The organism is Selenomonas sp., assembly GCF_057272215.1.
Map to the genome: position 1 here is coordinate 107,026 of NZ_DBHIUY010000001.1, position 19,900 is coordinate 126,925.

22 protein-coding genes are annotated in these 19,900 nt (G+C 41.7%); all 22 read left to right on the top strand.

Annotation, left to right across the window (positions count from 1 at the left end):
• Positions 1–20: 20 nt before the first annotated feature.
• The 22 genes from ACO5Z0_RS00510 to ACO5Z0_RS00615 all read left to right on the top strand — a co-directional run bounded on the left by ACO5Z0_RS00510 (position 21) and on the right by ACO5Z0_RS00615 (position 19,805).
• On the top strand, positions 21–1,028 hold the full coding sequence (locus tag ACO5Z0_RS00510) for an aldolase catalytic domain-containing protein (protein ID WP_485648757.1): 1,008 nt from the start codon (positions 21–23) through the stop codon (positions 1,026–1,028).
• A 4-nt stretch (positions 1,029–1,032) separates the two neighbouring features.
• Positions 1,033–1,836, top strand: a complete 804-nt coding sequence (locus ACO5Z0_RS00515; protein ID WP_485648758.1) for a thiamine pyrophosphate-dependent enzyme — start codon at positions 1,033–1,035, stop codon at positions 1,834–1,836.
• Positions 1,829–2,713, top strand: coding sequence for a transketolase family protein (locus ACO5Z0_RS00520; RefSeq protein WP_485648759.1), 885 nt, complete (start codon positions 1,829–1,831; stop codon positions 2,711–2,713). The genes ACO5Z0_RS00515 and ACO5Z0_RS00520 overlap by 8 nt, the downstream gene beginning before the upstream one ends.
• On the top strand, positions 2,701–3,582 hold the full coding sequence (locus tag ACO5Z0_RS00525; protein ID WP_485648760.1) for an aldo/keto reductase: 882 nt from the start codon (positions 2,701–2,703) through the stop codon (positions 3,580–3,582). The genes ACO5Z0_RS00520 and ACO5Z0_RS00525 overlap by 13 nt, the downstream gene beginning before the upstream one ends.
• A gap of 32 nt (positions 3,583–3,614) precedes the next feature.
• A complete protein-coding gene (locus ACO5Z0_RS00530) occupies positions 3,615–4,439 on the top strand; it encodes a transketolase (protein ID WP_485648761.1) in 825 nt (274 codons plus the stop codon).
• A gap of 1 nt (position 4,440) precedes the next feature.
• Entirely contained in the window at positions 4,441–5,379 is a 939-nt protein-coding gene (locus tag ACO5Z0_RS00535; protein ID WP_485648762.1) for a transketolase family protein, read from the top strand.
• A gap of 46 nt (positions 5,380–5,425) precedes the next feature.
• The gene (locus ACO5Z0_RS00540; RefSeq protein WP_485648978.1) at positions 5,426–6,364 is read left to right on the top strand and encodes a GDP-L-fucose synthase family protein; all 939 of its coding nucleotides are present in this window, start codon (positions 5,426–5,428) and stop codon (positions 6,362–6,364) included.
• A 27-nt stretch (positions 6,365–6,391) separates the two neighbouring features.
• Entirely contained in the window at positions 6,392–7,657 is a 1,266-nt protein-coding gene (locus tag ACO5Z0_RS00545; RefSeq protein WP_485648763.1) for an HD domain-containing protein, read from the top strand.
• A gap of 23 nt (positions 7,658–7,680) precedes the next feature.
• A complete protein-coding gene (locus tag ACO5Z0_RS00550; RefSeq protein WP_485648764.1) occupies positions 7,681–8,184 on the top strand; it encodes a hypothetical protein in 504 nt (167 codons plus the stop codon).
• A gap of 122 nt (positions 8,185–8,306) precedes the next feature.
• Complete coding sequence (locus tag ACO5Z0_RS00555) at positions 8,307–8,504, top strand: DegT/DnrJ/EryC1/StrS family aminotransferase (RefSeq protein WP_485648765.1); 198 nt, start codon at positions 8,307–8,309, stop codon at positions 8,502–8,504.
• Positions 8,426–9,406, top strand: coding sequence for a DegT/DnrJ/EryC1/StrS family aminotransferase (locus ACO5Z0_RS00560; RefSeq protein ID WP_485648766.1), 981 nt, complete (start codon positions 8,426–8,428; stop codon positions 9,404–9,406). Before ACO5Z0_RS00555 ends, ACO5Z0_RS00560 begins: the two co-directional genes overlap by 79 nt.
• A 74-nt stretch (positions 9,407–9,480) precedes the next feature.
• Positions 9,481–10,692 carry an AbiH family protein gene (locus ACO5Z0_RS00565; protein ID WP_485648767.1) on the top strand — a complete coding sequence of 404 codons (1,212 nt, stop codon included), beginning with the start codon at positions 9,481–9,483 and terminating at the stop codon, positions 10,690–10,692.
• A gap of 21 nt (positions 10,693–10,713) precedes the next feature.
• Positions 10,714–12,030, top strand: a complete 1,317-nt coding sequence (locus tag ACO5Z0_RS00570; RefSeq protein ID WP_485648768.1) for a sugar phosphate nucleotidyltransferase — start codon at positions 10,714–10,716, stop codon at positions 12,028–12,030.
• 432 nt (positions 12,031–12,462) lie between these two features.
• Positions 12,463–13,737 (top strand): AAA family ATPase, encoded by a 1,275-nt coding sequence (locus tag ACO5Z0_RS00575; protein WP_485648769.1) that lies wholly within the window; start codon positions 12,463–12,465, stop codon positions 13,735–13,737.
• A complete protein-coding gene (locus ACO5Z0_RS00580; RefSeq protein ID WP_485648770.1) occupies positions 13,727–14,557 on the top strand; it encodes a hypothetical protein in 831 nt (276 codons plus the stop codon). Before ACO5Z0_RS00575 ends, ACO5Z0_RS00580 begins: the two co-directional genes overlap by 11 nt.
• Positions 14,558–14,748: 191 nt before the next feature.
• A complete protein-coding gene (locus ACO5Z0_RS00585; RefSeq protein WP_485648771.1) occupies positions 14,749–15,774 on the top strand; it encodes an AAA family ATPase in 1,026 nt (341 codons plus the stop codon).
• Positions 15,775–16,284: a hypothetical protein gene (locus ACO5Z0_RS00590; protein ID WP_485648772.1), complete on the top strand. Its 510-nt coding sequence runs from the start codon at positions 15,775–15,777 to the stop codon at positions 16,282–16,284.
• Positions 16,285–16,337: 53 nt separating this feature from the next.
• The gene (locus tag ACO5Z0_RS00595) at positions 16,338–16,592 is read left to right on the top strand and encodes a hypothetical protein (RefSeq protein ID WP_485648773.1); all 255 of its coding nucleotides are present in this window, start codon (positions 16,338–16,340) and stop codon (positions 16,590–16,592) included.
• 408 nt (positions 16,593–17,000) lie between these two features.
• Complete coding sequence (locus ACO5Z0_RS00600) at positions 17,001–18,278, top strand: AAA family ATPase (RefSeq protein WP_485648774.1); 1,278 nt, start codon at positions 17,001–17,003, stop codon at positions 18,276–18,278.
• Complete coding sequence (locus ACO5Z0_RS00605) at positions 18,272–18,754, top strand: RloB family protein (protein ID WP_485648775.1); 483 nt, start codon at positions 18,272–18,274, stop codon at positions 18,752–18,754. Before ACO5Z0_RS00600 ends, ACO5Z0_RS00605 begins: the two co-directional genes overlap by 7 nt.
• 110 nt (positions 18,755–18,864) lie before the next feature.
• On the top strand, positions 18,865–18,996 hold the full coding sequence (locus ACO5Z0_RS00610) for a hypothetical protein (protein WP_485648776.1): 132 nt from the start codon (positions 18,865–18,867) through the stop codon (positions 18,994–18,996).
• A gap of 77 nt (positions 18,997–19,073) precedes the next feature.
• Positions 19,074–19,805, top strand: a complete 732-nt coding sequence (locus ACO5Z0_RS00615; RefSeq protein WP_485648979.1) for an IS110 family transposase — start codon at positions 19,074–19,076, stop codon at positions 19,803–19,805.
• The last annotated feature ends 95 nt before the right edge of the window (positions 19,806–19,900 follow it).

Consider the following 19,900-nt stretch of genomic DNA (forward strand, 5'->3'; position numbering starts at 1 on the left):
ACTATGAAATGAGGATATATATGATTAAAGTCTTAGACTGTACGCTCCGAGACGGAGGATATGTAAACGATTGGGATTTTACTCGTGCATCCTATGACCGGATTGTAGAAGGTCTACAGAAAACGGATATAGATTTTATAGAGTTAGGGTTAATTGGAAAACATAACGACGGACACTTTAAAACAAAGTTTTCCGGTATGGATGTGATTCCACCGATTGCACGTATAGCAGGAAGCAAATCTTTGTTTGCCGTTATGGTTACCTATGGAGAGGCTAAGGACATTCCTATTTCCGAGCGACGGGAAGGAGGCGTTGATGCAATTCGGCTCGCCTATTTCAAACCGGAAATGGACGTCGCTTTGGAGATGGCACGAGAGCTTCAAGCAAAGGGTTATTTGGTCTTTTTGCAGGCGATGGCAACGTTCCTCTATACCGATGAAGAACTTGTGCGCATGATTCATAAGGTCAACGAAGTGAGGCCGTATTTTTTCTGCATGGTCGATAGTTTCGGCGTTATGTATGCAGATGACGTGGCGCATATGTTTTCGTTGATTCACAAGGCTCTCGTACCGGAAATTGGGCTCGGATTTCACGCGCATAATAATCAACAGTTAGCGCTCAGCAACGTAATTACATTTATGGACGCGGCAAAAGATACGTCTCGGTTGCTTTGTGTAGACTCCTCAATCTATGGGATGGGGCGCGGCGCCGGTAATGTGAATTTGGAACTGTTACTGCAATATCTGAATACACATTATCATACAACATATGATATGGAATCGGTTTTGCAAATCTGGCAGGAAGAACTTTCGGATATCTACAATAAAGATTATTGGGGATATACATGGGAATATGCGTTGGCGGCTAAATATGAGGTGAACTCTGCGTATATCTGGTATTTAAAGAATAAGGGGATTACCGATTTTCAGTCCATACGGGATATTTTGCGTGCGCTTCCGTATGAGGAGCGTTATACACTGCGGAAAACTGTTGTAGACTCGTTGATTGATACGATGAGGCAGAGGTGAGAGGATGCGAGCGGAATTAAAGGAACTGCGTAAGGACTGTCTGCGCGTATCTCATGCGGGACAAGATGGAAATTTGCAGAGTGGATTTTCGTCTATTGAAATTTTATGGACACTTTATAGACGAATCATGAACTGGTCTGTGGACAGTGCGACAGTTCCGGGGCGAGATATCTTTGTGCTGAGCAAAGGACAATCTACCTTGGCGCTGCACGTCCTTTTGATGCATCTAGGACTATTCTCAAAAGAAGAAGTTATGGGATTCTGTCAATATGACTCTCGCTTTAGTATGCAGGCAGATCGAACGAAATTTCCGGAAGGTGGAATTGAAGTCTCGGCAGGGTCGCTTGGGCATGGATTCCCGATTGCCGTAGGAATGGCGATGGCACGGAAGATACAACAATCTGCGGCTCATGTATATGTGTTAGCCGGAGACGGGGAGATGAACGAGGGAACCATGTGGGAAGCTGCGGCGTTGGCGTCGGCACACCATCTGGACAATTTGTGCCTTATTATAGACGACAATCAATCGTTGGGAGCGATGTTGGATTTCGGCTCCTTACAGACAAAATTAGAGGCGTTTGAGTTCGTTACTCACGAATGCGATGGACACGATACGGAGGCGTTGACAGATACGATAAGACTTGCGGTAGATGAGGCGCGTCAAAAGAAAAAGCCTGCCTGTATTATAGCGAAAACAATACGCGGCTATGGAGCAAAAACATTGATGGAAAATCCGGCATGGTTTCACTGTGCACCGAGCGCCGAGGAGTTAAATACATTGCTAAGGGAGGTGGATGAGTTTGCGTAAGCAGATGATGGATTCGGTCTCCGGGGTTCTTCGCACCCATGAAAATACGAGCTTATTGTTAGTTGATATTGGTGTATGGGGGTTTCGGGACATTCTAAAGGAATTTCCGGAGCGCGCCTTTAATATAGGTGTTTTTGAAGACGGCATGGTTAGCGTTGCGGCGGGGCTTGCGCTTTCCGGGATCACACCATTTGTTTATGGAATTTCCCCCTTTATTTTGGGGCGAGCCTATGAACAGCTAAAGCTAGATTTTTGCTATCAAGGTGTTGGGGGGAACTTCATTGCGACCGGAGCGGCATATGATTTTTCAACGCTCGGGTATTCGCATTATTGTCAAGAAGATGTCGATCTTGTGAAAACGCTGCCCGGCATGGAACTAATTGCGCCGGGGACGCCGCGAGAGTTTGCGGCGCTCTTTGACATAGCTTGGAATGATGGAAAGCCGACATATTACCGGTTGACGGACCATTGCAATCGCGAAGATATTCCCGTTACCTTTGGGAAAGCGTCAGTGATTCAAAAAGGAACCAAAGCGACAGTCATTGCAGTGGGAACGATGCTCGACGCAGTTATGGAGGCGTGTAGGGATGAAGATGTGACGGTGCTGTATTACACAACATTGCTGCCATTTGATTGTGAAACACTTGCAGACAATTGCCCGTCGGGAAGAGTTCTTTTGTGTGAACCACATTATATGGGGGCACTTGCGTATGAAGTATATGCGGCACTGCCCAATCGAAGTATTATGCTCCAAGTTCTGGGGATGCCGCGTGAAATCTATCGTAAATATGGGAAGAAGCAAGATAAAGATAAAAATTTGGGTCTGACTGCGGTAAGTGTAAAAGAGACGCTGACTCATTTCATATGTTTGGAGTGAATATAATGTATACGTTGAGAAATCAAATGGTTTTACCCAGAGTCGGGTTAGGCACGGCGGAGTTGTTAGAGCGAAGAACTGCCTCTGAGATAGAGGAATTGATCGTTGAGGCCTGTAAAAACGGATGCAAACTCTTTGATACAGCGCCCGTATATGGAACTGAAGAGGTGATTGGGCGAGGGCTCGCAAAGGCTATTGCAAACAATGTTATAGATAGAGAGGATGTAATCATCTCTACAAAATTATCCAATGAGGCTCAAGGCTATCATTCGACGCTACAGGCGTTTGAAGATTCAAGGGAATGCTTGGGAGTCGAGTATATAGATGTGTATCTTATTCATTGGCCGATTCCTAAAGGACATGAGGAAGATTATCGTGAATTGAATGTTTCTTCATGGAAAGCAATGGAAGAATTGTATCAACAAGGCAAGGTCAAAGCTATTGGTGTTTGCAATTTTTTGCCGCGGCATATAGAAAATATTTTGCGCCATGCAGATATTCCCCCTATGGTTAATCAATTGGAGATTCACCCTTGGTATCAACAGACAGAAACTGTGCGTTGGTGTCAAGAGCACGATATCCTTGTGGAGGCTTGGGGGCCGTTAAATCATGGCGCAGTAATGCAATCAAGAAAATTAGAAGAAATGGCACATAAATATTATGTGTCACCTGCACAGCTTGTGTTGGCATGGCTTACCCAAAGAAATATACTACCGATTCCGAAAGCTTCCTCTATCAAACGAATATGTGAAAATCAGGAGATTCCTCCGATTGTTTTTGAAGAAGAAGATAGAATAATTCTTCATAGTATGGATTCTGTAGATGGACATGCTGCCTATTGGAATTATAAACGGCAGCTAAATTTTTAATCCTTTATAACTAGGAACAAGGAGGAGCTAAGATGCGTCATAAACTTGAAGAGCTAGAACATAAGTGCCGAGAAATAAAATATAAAGCATTGGAAATGTGTGTTCAAGCAGGAACGGGGCATGTGACAAGCGCATTTTCGTGTGCAGAAATTGTTACTGTACTTTATTATGAACTCATGAATATTGATAGGAAAAATCCGAGATGGGATAATCGTGACCGATTTGTGATGAGTAAAAATCATGCCAGTGTTATTTTATATCCGGTTTTTGCAGATTTTGGTTGGATTGAAGAATCCGCACTAAATTCATTTCTTGCCAATGGAAGCATGCTAGGCAGTCACTCTAAAATGGAGATCCCCGGAGTAGATTTTTCGGGGGGATCGCTTGGTATAGGCTTAGGAGTTGCTTGCGGCTTTGCATATGCTGCAAAATCAGGTAATGAAAAGTGGATGACATATGCTGTTGTTGGAGATGGGGAATGCTATGAAGGGGCAATTTGGGAGAGCGCTATGTTTGCGGCGCATAACAAGTTATCGAATTTAGTTGTATTTCTGGACAGAAACGGACTTTGTGTAACGGACTATACCGAAAAGATGTTGATAGAAGAGCCGTTTGCCGATAAGTGGACGTCCTTTGGCTGGCATGTGAAGCGTGTTCATGGACATGATATAAGAGCCTTGTGTGATATGGCTCAGGAAGCCATATCCGATAATAAAGAGAATAAACCGATTTGTATTATTTGTGACACACATAAAGGACATGGTATTGATTTCATGGAAGACAAACTATTTATGCATGGGGTAGCACCAAAGGGCGAGTGGGCAGAAAAGGCATTTCATCAGGTAAGGAGAGGTTAAAATGGCGGCGCATGCAAGTCGTAATATCTATTTAGAACAAATAATTCAGGCTGTCGATCGAGGAGAAGATATATATTTGGTAACGGCAGATTTAGCAGCGCCTTGTTTGGACGATTTCCGAGAAAAATATCCGGAACGATATGTTCCTGTGGGGATTGCAGAGCAGAATCTTGTCACTGTTGCTTCCGGTATTGCGATGAGCAAAAAAAAGGTAGTTGCGTATACATCTAATCCTTTTTTGGTGTTCCGAGCATTTGATCAGATTCGTAATTGTATTGGTCTGATGAATTTACCCATGACGATTGTCGGCGTGGGTGCAGGATTTAGTATTCCGGAGTATGGAGCAACACATTTTTCTTTAGAGGATATTAACTTGTTGCGCACATGCGCTAATATTCAGAGTATCAATATATCTGACTTGACATTGGCTCAATATATGGCAGGGAAGACATTAGATGCTGAAAGGCCATATTATCTAAGGTTCGATAAATTGGTGCAGAATTCTTATGATTTAACAGAAAAAGAGTTTAAACAAGGGTTCCGTTATTTACAGGATACGGGAATCGAGGATGTATGTATCTTATCAACGGGGATTATGTCGTCCGAATGCATGAAGATGCTTGAGGACTTATCAATTGAGATATCTGTGATTGATGTATTTGCATTTCCTTTTGATGCGGTAGCGCTTACGGCAGCTGTGCAGTCTTACCGCAGGTTAATTACAGTAGAAGAGATGATACTGCAAGGGGGGCTTGGTAGCGCCGTTTTGGAAATGCTCTCGGATACAGATGTGATGATTCCGGTACGGCGGTTTGGTGTTGATATGTCGGAGGGGTATCCATCAGAGTATGGCAGTAGAGAGTGGCACATGAGGAACTATGGTTTGGATTTTGAATCCTTAAAAAATGCGTTCAGCGAAGGAATCATGAGGAACTCATGAAAATAAAAAGTTAATATCATGTATGTACTTTTGAGAAAGAGAAGATATCGTGAATAAAACAGATAAAATTTATGTCGCAGGGCATACCGGCATGGTCGGCTCGGCGATTGTACGCGCACTGCGTGATCGTGGGTATGAGCGGATTATTAGCCGCACACACGGGGAGCTTGATCTTACGAATCAGGCTCAAACATTGGAGTTTTTACAAGCGGAAAAGCCGGACTATGTCTTTATTGGGGCGGCTAAGGTAGGCGGCATCCAAGCGAACAATGATTATCCTGCGGATTTTTTATACGTCAATATGATGATCAATGCGAATATCATCCATGCCGCACATGAGGTTGGCGTAAAGAAACTTTTAGCGCTGGGGAGTTCCTGTATCTATCCGAAGTTTGCCGAGCAGCCAATCCATGAGAATGCCTTGTTGGACGGTAAGCCCGAGCCGACGAATGAGGGGTATGCCATTGCGAAGATTTCGGCGTTGGAATTGGTGAAATTCTTCCACCGTCAATACAATGATCCATTTATCAGCTGTATGCCGACGAATATCTATGGTGAGAATGACAACTTTGATTTACAGGGGTCACATGTTATCCCTGCAATGATTCGCAAGTTCCATACGGCAAAAGCAGAAGGCGCGGATTCTGTCACACTCTGGGGGACGGGAAGCCCTTTGCGTGAATTCCTCTATGTGGATGACCTTGCAGATGCTTGTGTTTTCCTTATGGAGAATTATGATGAGGAGGGACATATCAATATCGGCAGTGGTGAGGAAGTGTCTATTAAGGAACTTGCGGAGATGGTGAAGGTTGTTGTTGGGTTTGAAGGTGATCTGGTCTTTGATACAGATAAACCAGACGGAACTCCCCGTAAGCTTTTAGATACGAATAAAATGCAAAACATGGGGTGGAGATACAAAGTAACACTGCATGAGGGAATAGATCGTTCGTATCGTTATTTCCTAAATAATTGTATAGATCTGTAAGCATTTTTTGTGAAGGTGGTGCAGTATATGGAGCGGTATCGGGATCCTGTTCATGGCTTTATTGAGGTACGGCCGTTGGAGAAAAAGATTATCGATTCTGCTCCGTTTCAGCGCCTCCGCCACATCAAGCAGCTTGCTATGACGCACCTTGTGTTTCATGGTGCGGAGCATACGCGTTTTGGTCATTCCCTTGGTGTGATGCACTTGGTGACGAAGGCCTTTCGTATGGCTGTTGAAAATGCTGGTAATGAGTATAAATTTTCGCGGAAGAAAATAGAGTGGTATGAACAGATTCTTCGACTAATTGCTCTGACACACGATATTGGACATGCGCCATTTTCCCATGCGTCAGAATCTGTTTTTCCTGATGATATTGAGCATGAGGATTTTACTGAGAAAATTATCAAAGAAACGGAGATTGCAGAGTACATCCATGCAATTGGAAAAGAATTTAAAACGAAGGATGAAAAGTACGATATAACACCAGATTTGATTTGTGACATTTATCGAGGAAGAGATCCTGGTGAGAAATCAGAGTTTACCTTCCTTAAAAGCTTTATGGATGGGGAACTCGACTGTGATAAGATGGATTATCTTTTACGTGATTCTCTTTACTGTGGTGTTAATTATGGGAAGTATGATATCGATAGACTTTTGTGTTCTCTGACGATTGATGTCAACGATGATGTTCCAAGACTTGCAATAGATTATGGTGGACTTAAGGTCTTTGAAGAATTTGTGCTTGCGCGGTACTTTATGTTTACGGAAGTTTATTTCCATCGAACAAGACGCTATTTTGATTTTGTTTTAGGAAAAGCGCTTGAGAAGATTTTGCCTAAAGGAATGTATCCACAAGATGTTGAATCTTATTTGAGATGGGATGATCTACGCGTATTGCAAGAATGCCGCAAGAAGATGAAACAAAGTCAATATTGCTCCTCTATCATAGAAAGAAAAGTGTATCCATGTGTTTATGAAACCTCTACACATGCGACGAGAGACTCTGTGGATTTATATGAGCTTATGCAAAGTCTGCTCTATGAAAAGTTCGGAAAAACACGCTTTATAGCAGATACTTCTGATAAGCTGCCACATAAAATTCCTGTACAATGTGATGTTGAGCATGAAAAAGCTGTTGTCTTATTAAATAAACGAATGGGCAAGCGTGTGTCTATTTCCGATGAATCATATATTATTAAGGCTCTTGCTAATAAAATTGGAATAAGGCGTTTGTACGCACATCCTGATATTGCTGAGTCGGCGCGGGATTTTGTGCGGAATTATAATAGATAGTATATAAGGCAGGAGGGGTTACAATGAACTTACTTGATAAGTATGCACTCCTTATTGGAGATATATGTGCGGACAAAAAGACTGGAAAGAAAAAGCTCCAGAAGATCATGTATTTAATTGAACGAAAAGGGGTTCAGCTGGATTTAAGATATTCTATTCATTTTTTTGGACCATATAGTTCAAGACTTGATCAGGCAATCCATATCCTTGAAAATGAAGGCCGTTTGGAAATTGACACATCCAGACAGACACATCGAATTATTATGGAAGAACCGATGAGTGAGCCGTTGGAGGCGGGGGAGGCGGCTCTCGTCGATATGGTGCGTAAAGCTTTTTATGACAAATCCCCTATGGAACTTGAAGCGTTGACAACAATCGACTATGTAGCCACTACTTTGTTGGATGGTACAGCTACGCGAGATGATGTAATTAAACAGGTGAAGATAATAAAGGGAAAGAAATTTTCTTCTCAGGAGCTAGAGAAAGAGTATGATGTTCTGATTGAGCAAGAATATCTTCCTGCATAATTGTATTTCAGGAGGAGAGCACGAGTATGGAAAAGATTGGTGTAGGGTGTGCATATGTCAGTGATGCTGAGAAATGCTATGTCAATGAGGCATTGGATGCAGGACATCTTTCGTAAGGGAAGATGGTTCATAAATTTGAGAAAGAGTTTGCGCGGCTTCATGATCAGAAATATGGAGTTGCCTGTAATAGTGGAACGTCTGCCCTGCATGTTTGCCTAGAGGCAATGAAAGAAGTGTACAGGTGGAAGATGGCAGTGAAGTTCTTGTTCCTGCGATTACGTTCATCGCAACCTCGAATGCGTGCATTCATGCAGGGCTGAAACCTGTTTTTGTCGATGTGGATCCAATCTCGTATAACATGGATGCCTCCAAAATGGAGGAGCGCATCACGGATAAGACCGTTGCGGCAATTCCGGTGCATACATTTGGACAGCCGTGTGAGATGGATGCAATCATGGCTGTAGCAGAAAAGCATGGTCTGCGTATTTTGGAGGACTGTGCGGAAGCTCATTTTGCCACCTATAAAGATAAGAAGATCGGTAGCTTTGGTGATATGGCTGCATTCAGCACCTATGTTGCGCATACGATCACCACAGGCATCGGGGGCGTTATCACGACGAATGATCTTACTCTGACGGAGATTTCCCGTTCGCTCATCGCACATGGACGTGCCTGCACTTGCGAGACTTGCTTGGCATCTGATCCGAGACAGGTGTGCAAGCTGCGGATGCAGACCGAGATGGATAAGCGCTTTATGATGGTGCGTATGGGCTATAGTTACCGTATTGGAGAGTTGGAAGGCGCTCTGGGACTTGGTCAGCTGGAAAATCGCGACCTCATTATGAATACGCGTAAGGAGAACGCGCATTATCTTAGTGAGGGGCTGCAGGGAACAGAGAAATATTTGCAGCTGCCTGAGTATCCGGATTATGTTGATCATTCCTTTATGATGTATCCAATTGTCATAAGGAAAGATGCCCCATTCACGCGGGATGAGTTTACGCACTTCTTGGAGAAGAATAATATCGAGACCCGCCCCATGCTCCCGCTGCTGAATCAGCCTGTCTATAGGGAGTTGTTTGGCGAGATCGAGAGCGATTACCCCGTTGCCGAGTGGCTGGATCATTATGGACTTTATGTGGGCTGTCATCATGGACTGAGCAAGGAGCAGCTGGATAAGATTGTGGCGACAATTAAAGAGTTCTTGCGAGATAAAGCGTAAAAATATGGAATGCGGGAGGCTTCTGTGATGGAGGTTTCCCGTATTCCATAACGTATATTGTGGGAGAGACAGTGATGAATATCCTTGTTATAGGGAATGGTTTTGATATTGCACATGGTATACCGAGTAGCTATAAGAATTTTTTAGATTTTGTTGGAATCTTTAAGAGCATTTATGAGTATAGACAAACAATTGAAAAACTTGATAAGAATGAGCGAAAAAATTTTTATGAAGGCAAGTTAAAACAAATATCCAATATATATGAGGATATTTTTGGACTATGGGATATCAAAAACACGATAGATCCTGTTTTTGTAGAGTTCTATCAAATGATAAAAAATAATACATGGATGAAGTTTTTTTCTGATCGAACGTCACGATATGAAGGGGAGCGTAATTGGGTAGATATTGAATCAGAGATTTTATATGCAATACAAATGATGACACAAGAGCGTGACCCAATCACGGGAATAACCTTTGATCAAAGCGAAATCGGAATACTAAAAAACGATAATATGGATGAAAATATTTTATCGCATGTCATGAATCGTCTTTTAGAAGGTAAGTGTGGACAAACGGTCAAGAAACAGCAACAAATAAAATATTGGAAAAAATTGCAGGCGATATTACGTTCAGATTTTGTACGCACTATTCGATCCTTAGAAATCTATCTGGATTATTTCATTGACTTCACAAAAGTGAGTAAGGGCGAGATTTTTGATGGAATTAAATTTGATCGACTTATAAACTTTAATTATACACAAACATATCATAAACTTTATGATCCCTGTCTTCCCACAGATTTTATACATGGGAAAGCCATATATAAACGAGATAAAGAAAAAAGCAACGTCGTTCTTGGAATTGAAGAGTTCCTAGGGGAAAATCAAAAAAATAAAGATATAGAGTTTATTAGTTATAGAAAATATTACCAGCGTATTGTTAAACATTGTGATTTTTCCTATAGAAAACAAGTAAATAGCAGAGACTTCCCCGTTAATACATGGTTTTTTGGACATTCTTTGTCATTTTCTGATAAGGAAATTCTTATCAATTTGCTTCCTTGTTCTGAGTTTGTAACTCAATCTGTCCAAAGTGCTAGAAGTTATATAAAAAAGTCTTATATTTGTTATTATAGTCAGCATACATTGGAGCAACAAGTTGTAAATTTAGTTCAAATTTTAGGCCAGGACGCTCTCAACGATTTGGTTTGTGGTGCAAACCCCAAAATTGAGTTTGTTCCTCAAAGTGAATTTAAGAATAAAGTTCAGAGCATCGTGGGATGAAGAAGAGGGAAAGTATATAGTATGCAAATTGTATTACTCTCAGGAGGCGCTGGCAAGCGACTATGGCCCCTGTCCAATGATCTTTATTCGAAGCAATTTCTTCGTCTATTGAAGAGGGCGGATGGCACACATGAGTCGATGATTCAGCGTGTCTGTTGTCAGGTGCAGAGTGCTGCGCCGAACATACCAATCACAGTTGCTACGGGACGGGAACAGGTTTCGCTCATTCGGCGGCAGCTTGGGGCGGGTGTGAATATCTCCATCGAGCCATGTAGACGTGATACGTTCCCCGCGATTGCGCTGGTCTCTGCCTACCTGCACGAGGTGCGTGGCGTCCCCAGTGATGAGGCTGTTGCAATTTGTCCTGCGGATCCCTATGTCGATGAGGATTATTTTTGTGCGGTTCTTCGGCTGCTTGAGGAGGCGGAACGGGAAGGTTCTGCGAATCTTGTTTTGATGGGAATTGAGCCGACGTATCCGAGTGAAAAGTATGGTTATATTATTCCTGCGTCTCAAGAAACGCAAAGCATGGTACGATCGTTCAAAGAAAAACCGGATAAGCAAGCCGCTGAGAAGTACATTGCGCAGGGCGCGCTGTGGAACAGTGGAGTTTTTGCATTTAAACTCGGATATGCACTCGATAAGGCGCGTGAGCTACTCAACTACACAGGCTATGAAGAACTCTTTGGTCGCTATGAGGAACTTTCTAAAATCAGCTTTGATTATGCTGTGGTTGAGAAAGAGGAAAACATAGCAGTTCAGCGCTACAGTGGAACATGGCTTGACATTGGTACATGGAACACGCTTGCCGAAGTGATGCCGGAGCACTCGATTGGTCGCGTGACCATGGATGAGACGTGCAATAATGTTCATGTGGTGAATACACTCCCCATGCCTGTACTTTGTATGGGGCTGAAAGATGTTGTCGTTGCTGCGAGTCCCGAAGGGATTCTCGTTTCAGACAAGCAGCGCTCAAGTGCGATGAAACCCTATGCAGAACGACTACATACGCCTGTGATGTATACAGAAAAATCATGGGGGGAGTTCCGTATTATTGACGCAGAAACGGAGAGTCTCACCATCAAGATCACGCTTAGTGCCGGACGTTCACTTACCTACCATATGCACGAACGTCGCGATGAGACGTGGACGGTGATTGAGGGGCGTGGCTGGGTGAAACTCGATGGCAACGAGTTTGCCGTCGCTGAGGGACAGACGGTGCGTATTCCAAGAGGATCTTTTCATACGATACGCGCTGAGACGCTTTTGAAGGTGATGGAGATTCAGACGGGGGAGGATATTGATGTGGAGGATAAGATTGTGTGGGAGAATGATTGAAGGCTTTGTTTGCATGATTTTATGAGCTTTGAATCGAAGATGTTGGATAAATGTTTTGTAGAGTGCTATGATGAGAATGTGATTTACTCTCGTGGTTGTATGGTAGTATGTTAAAATGCGCTGAAAGGAAGATTGGATAGATTCTGGGAAAAGGGATATAGATAACGGATTATAGAATACGATGCCAGATAAGAAAGATGTGATAATACCGATGGGGCAGGGATATTTTCTCTTGAACAAGCTGTTGAAAGAATTCAATCTCGTTTGCTCGTGCACATCTAGTTGGAATTCGTCAAATAGCTGGCCTTTTGAATGTCCCATAATAAATGGCGAGAATCTGTTGATTCCTTATGATTAATTTTTAAATTTTCGTGTCTAAGGGTTCTTGATAAGTGCGCAGTTACTAAGTGTACCGTTGATTAGTAAAAAAATATGGAAAGGTTGAGTGCTATGTTAAAAAAGATAATATATAAAAAATTATTTGGAATATTTAATTATGAGATTGACTTAAAGGAAGGTGGTGTTACAATTTTAACGGGACCGAATGGTTTTGGTAAGTCGACAATTTTAAAATCAATAGATGCGTTTTATTCATTTGATATTATTTTTTTTAATAAACTTGATTTTGAAAAAATATTATTTTTTTCAAATGATTTCTTGGTTCCAATTTGTATTGAAAAAAGAGGTAATGAGCTTATTATAGGCGAGTTCCAGATTAATGTTGGAAGATTGCAAGATGAAATTTTTAAGAAAAGCAGACGATCTTACTATTATAGGTTGGATGAAAATAGATGGATTGATAGACGAACCGATGAGGTGATTAGTAAAGATGAATTAATTCAAGATTTTATTAGGGATAATGATATAGAAGATGAGATTGAATTTGGCAATAAGAGATTTGCTAAGTTCAAGGAAAAAGCAAAAGCATATTCTGGCGAAACTAAATTCATCAAAGAACAAAGATTATTAAAAGAAAAACATATTGGTGGGAGATTTGAAAAAAAGACAATCAATGTTATAGAGGGATTACCTGGTCAATTTAAAGATAAAATGAATCAAGTATCGAGTAGATATTCAGCTGAAGCGAATAATTTAGATAGTTCATATCCTGAGAGACTCTTTGAAACACAAAACGGGATTACGAAAGAGGAGTATTTAGATAGTCTAAAGTCTATGAATGAAAAGTTTGAGAAATTAAATGAATATAATATATCGGATATAAAAGGCCTGGGAAATCGTGTTGAATTTCTGCCGGAACATTCAAAAGCCTTGAAAGTATACTTTGAGGATTTTGAAAAAAAATACAATGTTTTCGAGGATTTTATAAAACAATTAGATTTATTCACAGAGATTATTAATTCTAGGTTGAAATTTAAAAAGGTTAGAATTTCTAGAGATGATGGTATAGTTGTGTACAAGTCATCTGGTCACGATGAGAAATTGAGTTTAGGACAACTTTCTTCAGGTGAAAAGCAAGAGATAATATTGTTTTATGAATTGATTTTTGAAAGCGAGAAAAACATTCATTTATTAATAGATGAGCCAGAGATATCTTTGCATATTGAATGGCAATTGAAATTTATGGATGACTTATTGAGAATAGCTAAATATAAGAATTTTAAAGTTACGGTTGCGACACATTCTCCTCAGATAATAAATAATCATTGGGATATACAAATAGATTTAGGTGAAATGTATGGGGATTAATTCTATAAGGAAAAACTTAAATAAAGACACTATTATATCAGAAATTAAGTTAGCTTTGGGGGCAGATATAGAAAAAAGAAGAGTATGTCTTGTTGTTGAAGGTGAAGATGATATTAAGATGTTACGGAAATTTTGCGGAACTGATATTATAATTTATGAATCTTTTTCAGGTAAAAAAGGGCTTGAAGAAATAATTGCTTCAAGCGTTATTGATGATTATAGAGTCATTGGGATAAGAGACAGAGATTATTGTAGTTGCGAAGGAAATGAGAGGATATTTTTCTATGATAAATGTTGTATGGAAATGATGATATTGAGCTTTGATGAGACATTTCAAAGTATATATTCTGAATTCTATAATGGTAGGCTGAATCCGACGCAATTAAAGGCGTTGATTTTTGAACAATTACATAAAGTAAGTAGAGTTAGGAAATATAACGAGGAAAAGGGGTTAGATATCAATTTTAGAGGGTTGAGATATAATACGATAATCAATAAGGAATATAAACTTGAAGCAGATATTTTCATAAAAAAACTTAAACAGCTAAATCCTAAAAAAGATATTTGCTTTCTAAATGAGCTTGTGAAATCTGAAAAAGGAAAGAAATCTGATTATCTTGAAATTACTAATGGTCATGATTTTATCTCCTTTTTTAAAGCACTTTGTGATAAAGAATACAGCAGTGGTAATGCAGCCGATAAAGAAATATCATCTTCTTTAAGGACATCATTTAATAAAAGTTGCTTCTTCTCAACAAATTTATATCGGCGTACTAACCAATATTGCATTGATCATACGCTTGATTTATGGGAGTCTTAGGAAAGTGTCTCTGTTAGGGAGCCGTTGAGTAGAGGAGCGTATAATAGTCTGTGTAAACCATCACGCCTAGGGGCAACACGATGAACGAAGGCGTCCTTCGTGGTACAATAAAGGGAGACGTTGCAAGGTAGAAGAATTTTTGAGACTCGATCGTGCTGTGTGAATGCACGCTTGAGAGGAGTGGTGTTTTCGTGATTGATCAATTTTCGATTCGAAATTTGGGCAGGAATAAATTGGTGTTATGGGAGAACCTTTCTTCTATGAATCTCTTGATCGGTACCAATGGTACCGGTAAAACGTCTGTCTTAAAGATGCTCTATGCCGTTCTTAAATCCCTTGAGACCTATAAGCAGGGGAGAGAGCCGAGAGCCTTCAACGACATACTTGCTTTAAAACTTTATTGGACGTTTCAGGTAGAACGGCTGGGGGAACTCGTCACTAAAGGGGAAAAATCATCACTTGCCGTAAATTTGATACTTGATCAAAAAAAATGTGAGTTTGAATTTGGAGAGGGAACGCAGACGAAAATTGTAAAATATGCCTCAGATTTTACATCGTCTTGGGATAACTCTTGTATCTTTATTCCTGCGAAAGAGGTACTTACGTTATCAAAGATCATATTAACGACACGGGAGCAGGAGAATCTTTTTGGCTTTGACGATACGTACCTGGATCTTGTTCGTGCTTTAGAGATTCCTTCTAAAAAGGGGAAAAACTTCCAAGCGTTTGCAGAAGGGAGAACACGTTTAAGTGAGTTGCTTCGCGGGGTTGTTGATTTTGATGAAAAGACGGGACAGTGGTACTTTTGGGAGGGAAACAAGAAGTTTGCGATTACAATAACTTCCGAGGGGATAAAAAAACTGGCGATTTTCAATCGGTTACTTGCGAATCGTTATTTGAGAAATTCATCTATCATATTCATTGATGAACCGGAAGCGTCCTTACACCCTAAGGCTATTTCGCAGTTTATGGAGATTCTTTATAAACTGGCTCAAGGTGGGATGCAGATATTTATGGCAACGCATTCTTATTTCGTTATCAAAAAAATATATTTGCTTGCAAAAAGAGAGGGAGGGTCCGTTCCGGTGCTTTCCTTTGACGGAGAAGATTCCCCTCGATATATGAATATGCAGGATGGAATGCCTGAAAATAGCATTATACAGGAGTCTGTCGATCTATATCAAGATGAAGTAAATATGGCTCTGGGGGAGATATAAATGATAGAATTCATAGAATCCTCCATGCGGTTTTCGTTCCCTGCGAATAGGTGTTTTCGTATTGAGACGGCAGAGGCTTATCGTGAGCTGAGTCCCTATGGCATTTCATCTGTCGAATGTGTATTTACAAAGACTGTTGGGAAAGAGGAGATACTTGTATTTCTAGAGGCTAAGACGAGTACACCGAATCCTAATGGGCCCAATAGGGAAAATTTGGAAAGATTTTTGCAAAGCATGCGTCGTAAATATCTCCACTCGATTCAGCTATGTTATGCAATTCTTCATAAGCGGCAATCTTCTATGGAGAAGATTGGAAATGCGTTAGCTGCCGTTTTGTCTGAGCCGCAAAGGATATGTCTTGTTCTTGTGGTAAAGGAGTATGAAACGGCTTGGTGTGTGCAAATGAAAGATACGCTTGCTGTAGCATTAAAAGACATCCTACGTATTTGGAAAGCAGAGGTTCTTGTACTTTCGGAGGAAATGGCAAGGGCGCATTCTATCATAGCGTAAGCCTCCGCGCTGGTTGATATGGGTGGTTAAAAACGAATGTTCCCCATATTCGTGTGTTCTGTGCTTACCTTGTCTACAGCTGCGCTCAACCTGCGGGGCAGGAAACTGTCTTGAAGGCGGGAGTGGAGAACATCCGCATCTATGTGGACGGGGAGGCAGTCGCCGAACATGTCCGCGCCTATGAGCACGGGAAGGAGATTTCGGAACTGGCGCATTATCTGCCGCTCCTGGAAAGGAAACCGCGCAGCATATTACAGGCAAGACTCGTACAGCATGTGCTGAGTCAGAAACTTCTGCATCTGCTGTAAACCCATGCGTTTTCTGTCAAGGATCGCATGGACGTCCTGCGCCTTTGCATCGAAGAAGGCGAACCTTGCTGGTTGCATACAACCGCTTCCTGAGAAGGGAACCCTTTCTCTTGCATAAGACACTGGATGGATTCTATCTGTCACGGCTACGGCACATCCAATCAGAATTTCATCCGATTTTTGTTGACAGAAGCGGGCATTTCTTTTGTTTTACCTGTAAATAGGTAGACCGGAAATAGCTTTTGTCGTGGTGCAATAAAGGATGGGTAACTTTCATTAAGGCCAGTGGACACGGAATGTGACTGGCAAGTTTTTACAAATGCACTGTATCTACCTGAGAGAGACACCCTGCAGTACAAGCGACCACTTTGTGGATGATAGATCAGACCCCATAGGGGAGGGAATAGGATGTTATTGCAATTTAGTACATCGAATTTTAGATCGATTAAGGATGAAGTGACCTTAAGTATGGTGGCGAATTCGGAGGTAAAAGAGCATGAAGACTGGCTCTGCAGGGCTGGCGGTGAAAATTTGCTTTCGGTAGCAGCGATATATGGAGCGAATGCAGCAGGGAAAAGCAATATATTGAATGCGATGGCAGTGGCAATCAAACTTATCCGTTACTCTGATTTACGGGGGATCAATAATACTTTGCCTGAGATTGCCCCGTTTTTGTTTGACGAGGAAATGCATACGCAGCCAACTCGATTTGATTTTATTTTTGTATATAAAGGGAAGAAATATCAATATGGTTTCGCAGCCGATAGACGTATGATTATCGAGGAGTATTTGTATGTATATGAAGCGTCGAAACCTACTAAGATATTTGAGCGACAGGATATGAATCAATATTCTTTTCCCGCAGGTAAGGAGAAAAGATTTAATGAATATGCAGAAAAAAATACGCCCAACAAATTATTCCTTGCAACGGCGACATCATGGAATTGTGCGGAAACGAAAGAGCCCTATATGTGGTTTGCGGAGGCGATTGATGTATATGATTTTGAGCAAATCCGCTCGGAAGGACTCGGCATTATAGAAGAGGCGGATCAAGGCTTGAAAGAGTTCCTTCTGAAGACTCTAAAAGATTCTGATTTCAATATTACGGGGTATACCTTTGAGGTTATGCCTGTAATGGTAGAGGATCTTAAACAGAGCGGTATGCCTGACGCGATTGCAGAATTGCTGCGGAGGCAGGCAACGGAAGGGGAAGGGAAAAGATATAAGATTGCGGCAAGGCACGTGATAAAAACAAAAGCTGGAAGCAGGCATTTTGAGTTACCTTTGCAAGAAGAATCTTCTGGAACAGAGCAGATGTTTTTTTGTGCAGCATTGATTAAGCGGGCGATGGAATCGGAAAAAACCATCATTATCGATGAACTTTCTGCGGGCTTGCATCCGCTTCTGTTGCAAGCGATTATAAAAATGTTCTATGATAAGGAACTCAATAAAACGAATGCGCAACTTATCTTTAGCACGCACGATATAAGTTTCTTGAGTTTGGAGTTGTTCCGTAAAGACCAGATCTATTTTGTGGAGAAAGATAATTCTGTAGGCACTTCTACTCTGTATTCCCTAGACGATTTTTCTCCGTCACCTGTAAGAAAAGACAATGTTCGGGACAGTTATCTCCAAGGACGATATGGAGCGATTCCTATTATTTCGCTGGGGGAAACAATATGGTGAAACCAAGTGCACAAAAGCAACGTGGAAGAAATGAACGTTCGACAAAACGCTTTATATTGATTGGAACAGAAGGAAAGAATAAGACGGAGATAGGTTATTTCAACGAATTCAACCGAATACAGAAGAATTTTCGTGTCCGCTTTTCTTCGGGCAATTCGACCGATTCTATGGGGATAGTGGAGGACATAAAAAGGAGCAAGGACGGTCTGGACTTTAGGGCTGATGATTTAGCCTTTGCTGTTTTTGATGCTGATCTTTGGGGAACGCGAGGCAAGCAGATTCAACAGGCAATCAATTATGCTGAGAAGCAGGAGATCAAGGTGATTTTATCCAATCCCTGCTTTGAGGTTTGGTTTGTCTTGCATTTTGAAGACGGCAGAGCGCCGTATGATTCTAGCGATAAAGTCATCGACAAATTAAAGCAATATGTTCCTGATTATGAAAAGAGCAGGGATATGTTCGAGGTTTTACCATGAAACCCCAAGAGGTCAAGCTCGAAGGGCGCAGACCGATTGGCTAGGTTTCTGTAAGGGCGGCGCATAATGTCCACAAAGTGGACGTTTGTGCGTGTAGTTTACAAGGAAATATGGAAAAGGCTATTTCCCGTGCCGAACAGTTGCGTAGATACCATGAAGATAATGACACAGTAAAACTATCTGAGCAGAATCCTATGACCGATGTGGATCGATTGGTGAAGCTGCTATGTGGCGCTGGATGAGAGGAGTCTTCCTCTAAAAAGGTACATTGGGAAGTTTGAGCCGATGAGATGGATGGAGGGGAATCTTCATGGAGATCATGTACGAGCGTTGCTGTGGGATCGATGTGCACAAACGGACTACCGTTGCTTGTCTCAAATGTGGCAATACGTATGAAGTTCGCTCGTGTGGCACGACGAGCGAGGAGATTCGTACGTTGGTGAGATGGCTCTTGGAGGCAGAATGCCAGATGGTTGCCGTGGAGGGCAGGAGTGCTTATGCGAAGCCGCTCTACAACGCTTGTGAGTTTTCGCATGTGCCGATCATGCTCGTCGATTCTCGGCACATGAAGTATGTTCTCGGAAGAAATCCGGGCTTGAAGGATGCTGAGTGGATGGCGGATTTGCTGCAGTATGGCGTGTTGAAGGTGAAGCATGTTCAGAAGCGTGAGCAGCGTGATCGGGGAGGAGTTTTTCGATATCGGAGAATCTTGTTCGGCGAACGTGCGCGTGAGCTTAATTATCTGCAAGAGATGCTGGAAGGCGGCAATATTAAGTTGGTCAGTGTCGTGTTCGGCAACGATGGAAAAAGTTCGTATGACCTCTTACTGAAGATGTTGGACAGGGATATGCCCGTACCGGTGGATGAAATGGAACGTTATTTCCCGAAGGTGCTTCGCGACAGAGTAGAGGATGCCCTGCCGGCGACGGAGGGATTTCTCACGCCTTTGCAAAAGCAGTTGATTTTGCAAGTCGCAGACCATATCGATGACATAACGAAGCGGATCGGTCAGATGGATGAGTTCCTCAAGCAGCACCGCGAAGATAGATAGTCATGCGGGAGAAATTTTGAATTTTCTACCAGTTGCAAGGAAATTGCCTTGGTTATGTCGAAATAGTCGTAAAAGGTATCGTTGTGATGTGAAGA

Coding starts and splice junctions, on each gene's coding strand:
- ACO5Z0_RS00510 (WP_485648757.1), top strand. CDS start 21: ATGATTAAAGTCTTAGACTGTACGCTCCGAGACGGAGGATATGTAAAC.
- ACO5Z0_RS00515 (WP_485648758.1), top strand. CDS start 1,033: ATGCGAGCGGAATTAAAGGAACTGCGTAAGGACTGTCTGCGCGTATCT.
- ACO5Z0_RS00525 (WP_485648760.1), top strand. CDS start 2,701: ATGTTTGGAGTGAATATAATGTATACGTTGAGAAATCAAATGGTTTTA.
- ACO5Z0_RS00530 (WP_485648761.1), top strand. CDS start 3,615: ATGCGTCATAAACTTGAAGAGCTAGAACATAAGTGCCGAGAAATAAAA.
- ACO5Z0_RS00535 (WP_485648762.1), top strand. CDS start 4,441: ATGGCGGCGCATGCAAGTCGTAATATCTATTTAGAACAAATAATTCAG.
- ACO5Z0_RS00545 (WP_485648763.1), top strand. CDS start 6,392: ATGGAGCGGTATCGGGATCCTGTTCATGGCTTTATTGAGGTACGGCCG.
- ACO5Z0_RS00550 (WP_485648764.1), top strand. CDS start 7,681: ATGAACTTACTTGATAAGTATGCACTCCTTATTGGAGATATATGTGCG.
- ACO5Z0_RS00555 (WP_485648765.1), top strand. CDS start 8,307: ATGGTTCATAAATTTGAGAAAGAGTTTGCGCGGCTTCATGATCAGAAA.
- ACO5Z0_RS00565 (WP_485648767.1), top strand. CDS start 9,481: ATGAATATCCTTGTTATAGGGAATGGTTTTGATATTGCACATGGTATA.
- ACO5Z0_RS00570 (WP_485648768.1), top strand. CDS start 10,714: ATGCAAATTGTATTACTCTCAGGAGGCGCTGGCAAGCGACTATGGCCC.
- ACO5Z0_RS00575 (WP_485648769.1), top strand. CDS start 12,463: ATGGAAAGGTTGAGTGCTATGTTAAAAAAGATAATATATAAAAAATTA.
- ACO5Z0_RS00580 (WP_485648770.1), top strand. CDS start 13,727: ATGGGGATTAATTCTATAAGGAAAAACTTAAATAAAGACACTATTATA.
- ACO5Z0_RS00590 (WP_485648772.1), top strand. CDS start 15,775: ATGATAGAATTCATAGAATCCTCCATGCGGTTTTCGTTCCCTGCGAAT.
- ACO5Z0_RS00600 (WP_485648774.1), top strand. CDS start 17,001: ATGTTATTGCAATTTAGTACATCGAATTTTAGATCGATTAAGGATGAA.
- ACO5Z0_RS00605 (WP_485648775.1), top strand. CDS start 18,272: ATGGTGAAACCAAGTGCACAAAAGCAACGTGGAAGAAATGAACGTTCG.
- ACO5Z0_RS00610 (WP_485648776.1), top strand. CDS start 18,865: ATGGAAAAGGCTATTTCCCGTGCCGAACAGTTGCGTAGATACCATGAA.
- ACO5Z0_RS00615 (WP_485648979.1), top strand. CDS start 19,074: ATGTACGAGCGTTGCTGTGGGATCGATGTGCACAAACGGACTACCGTT.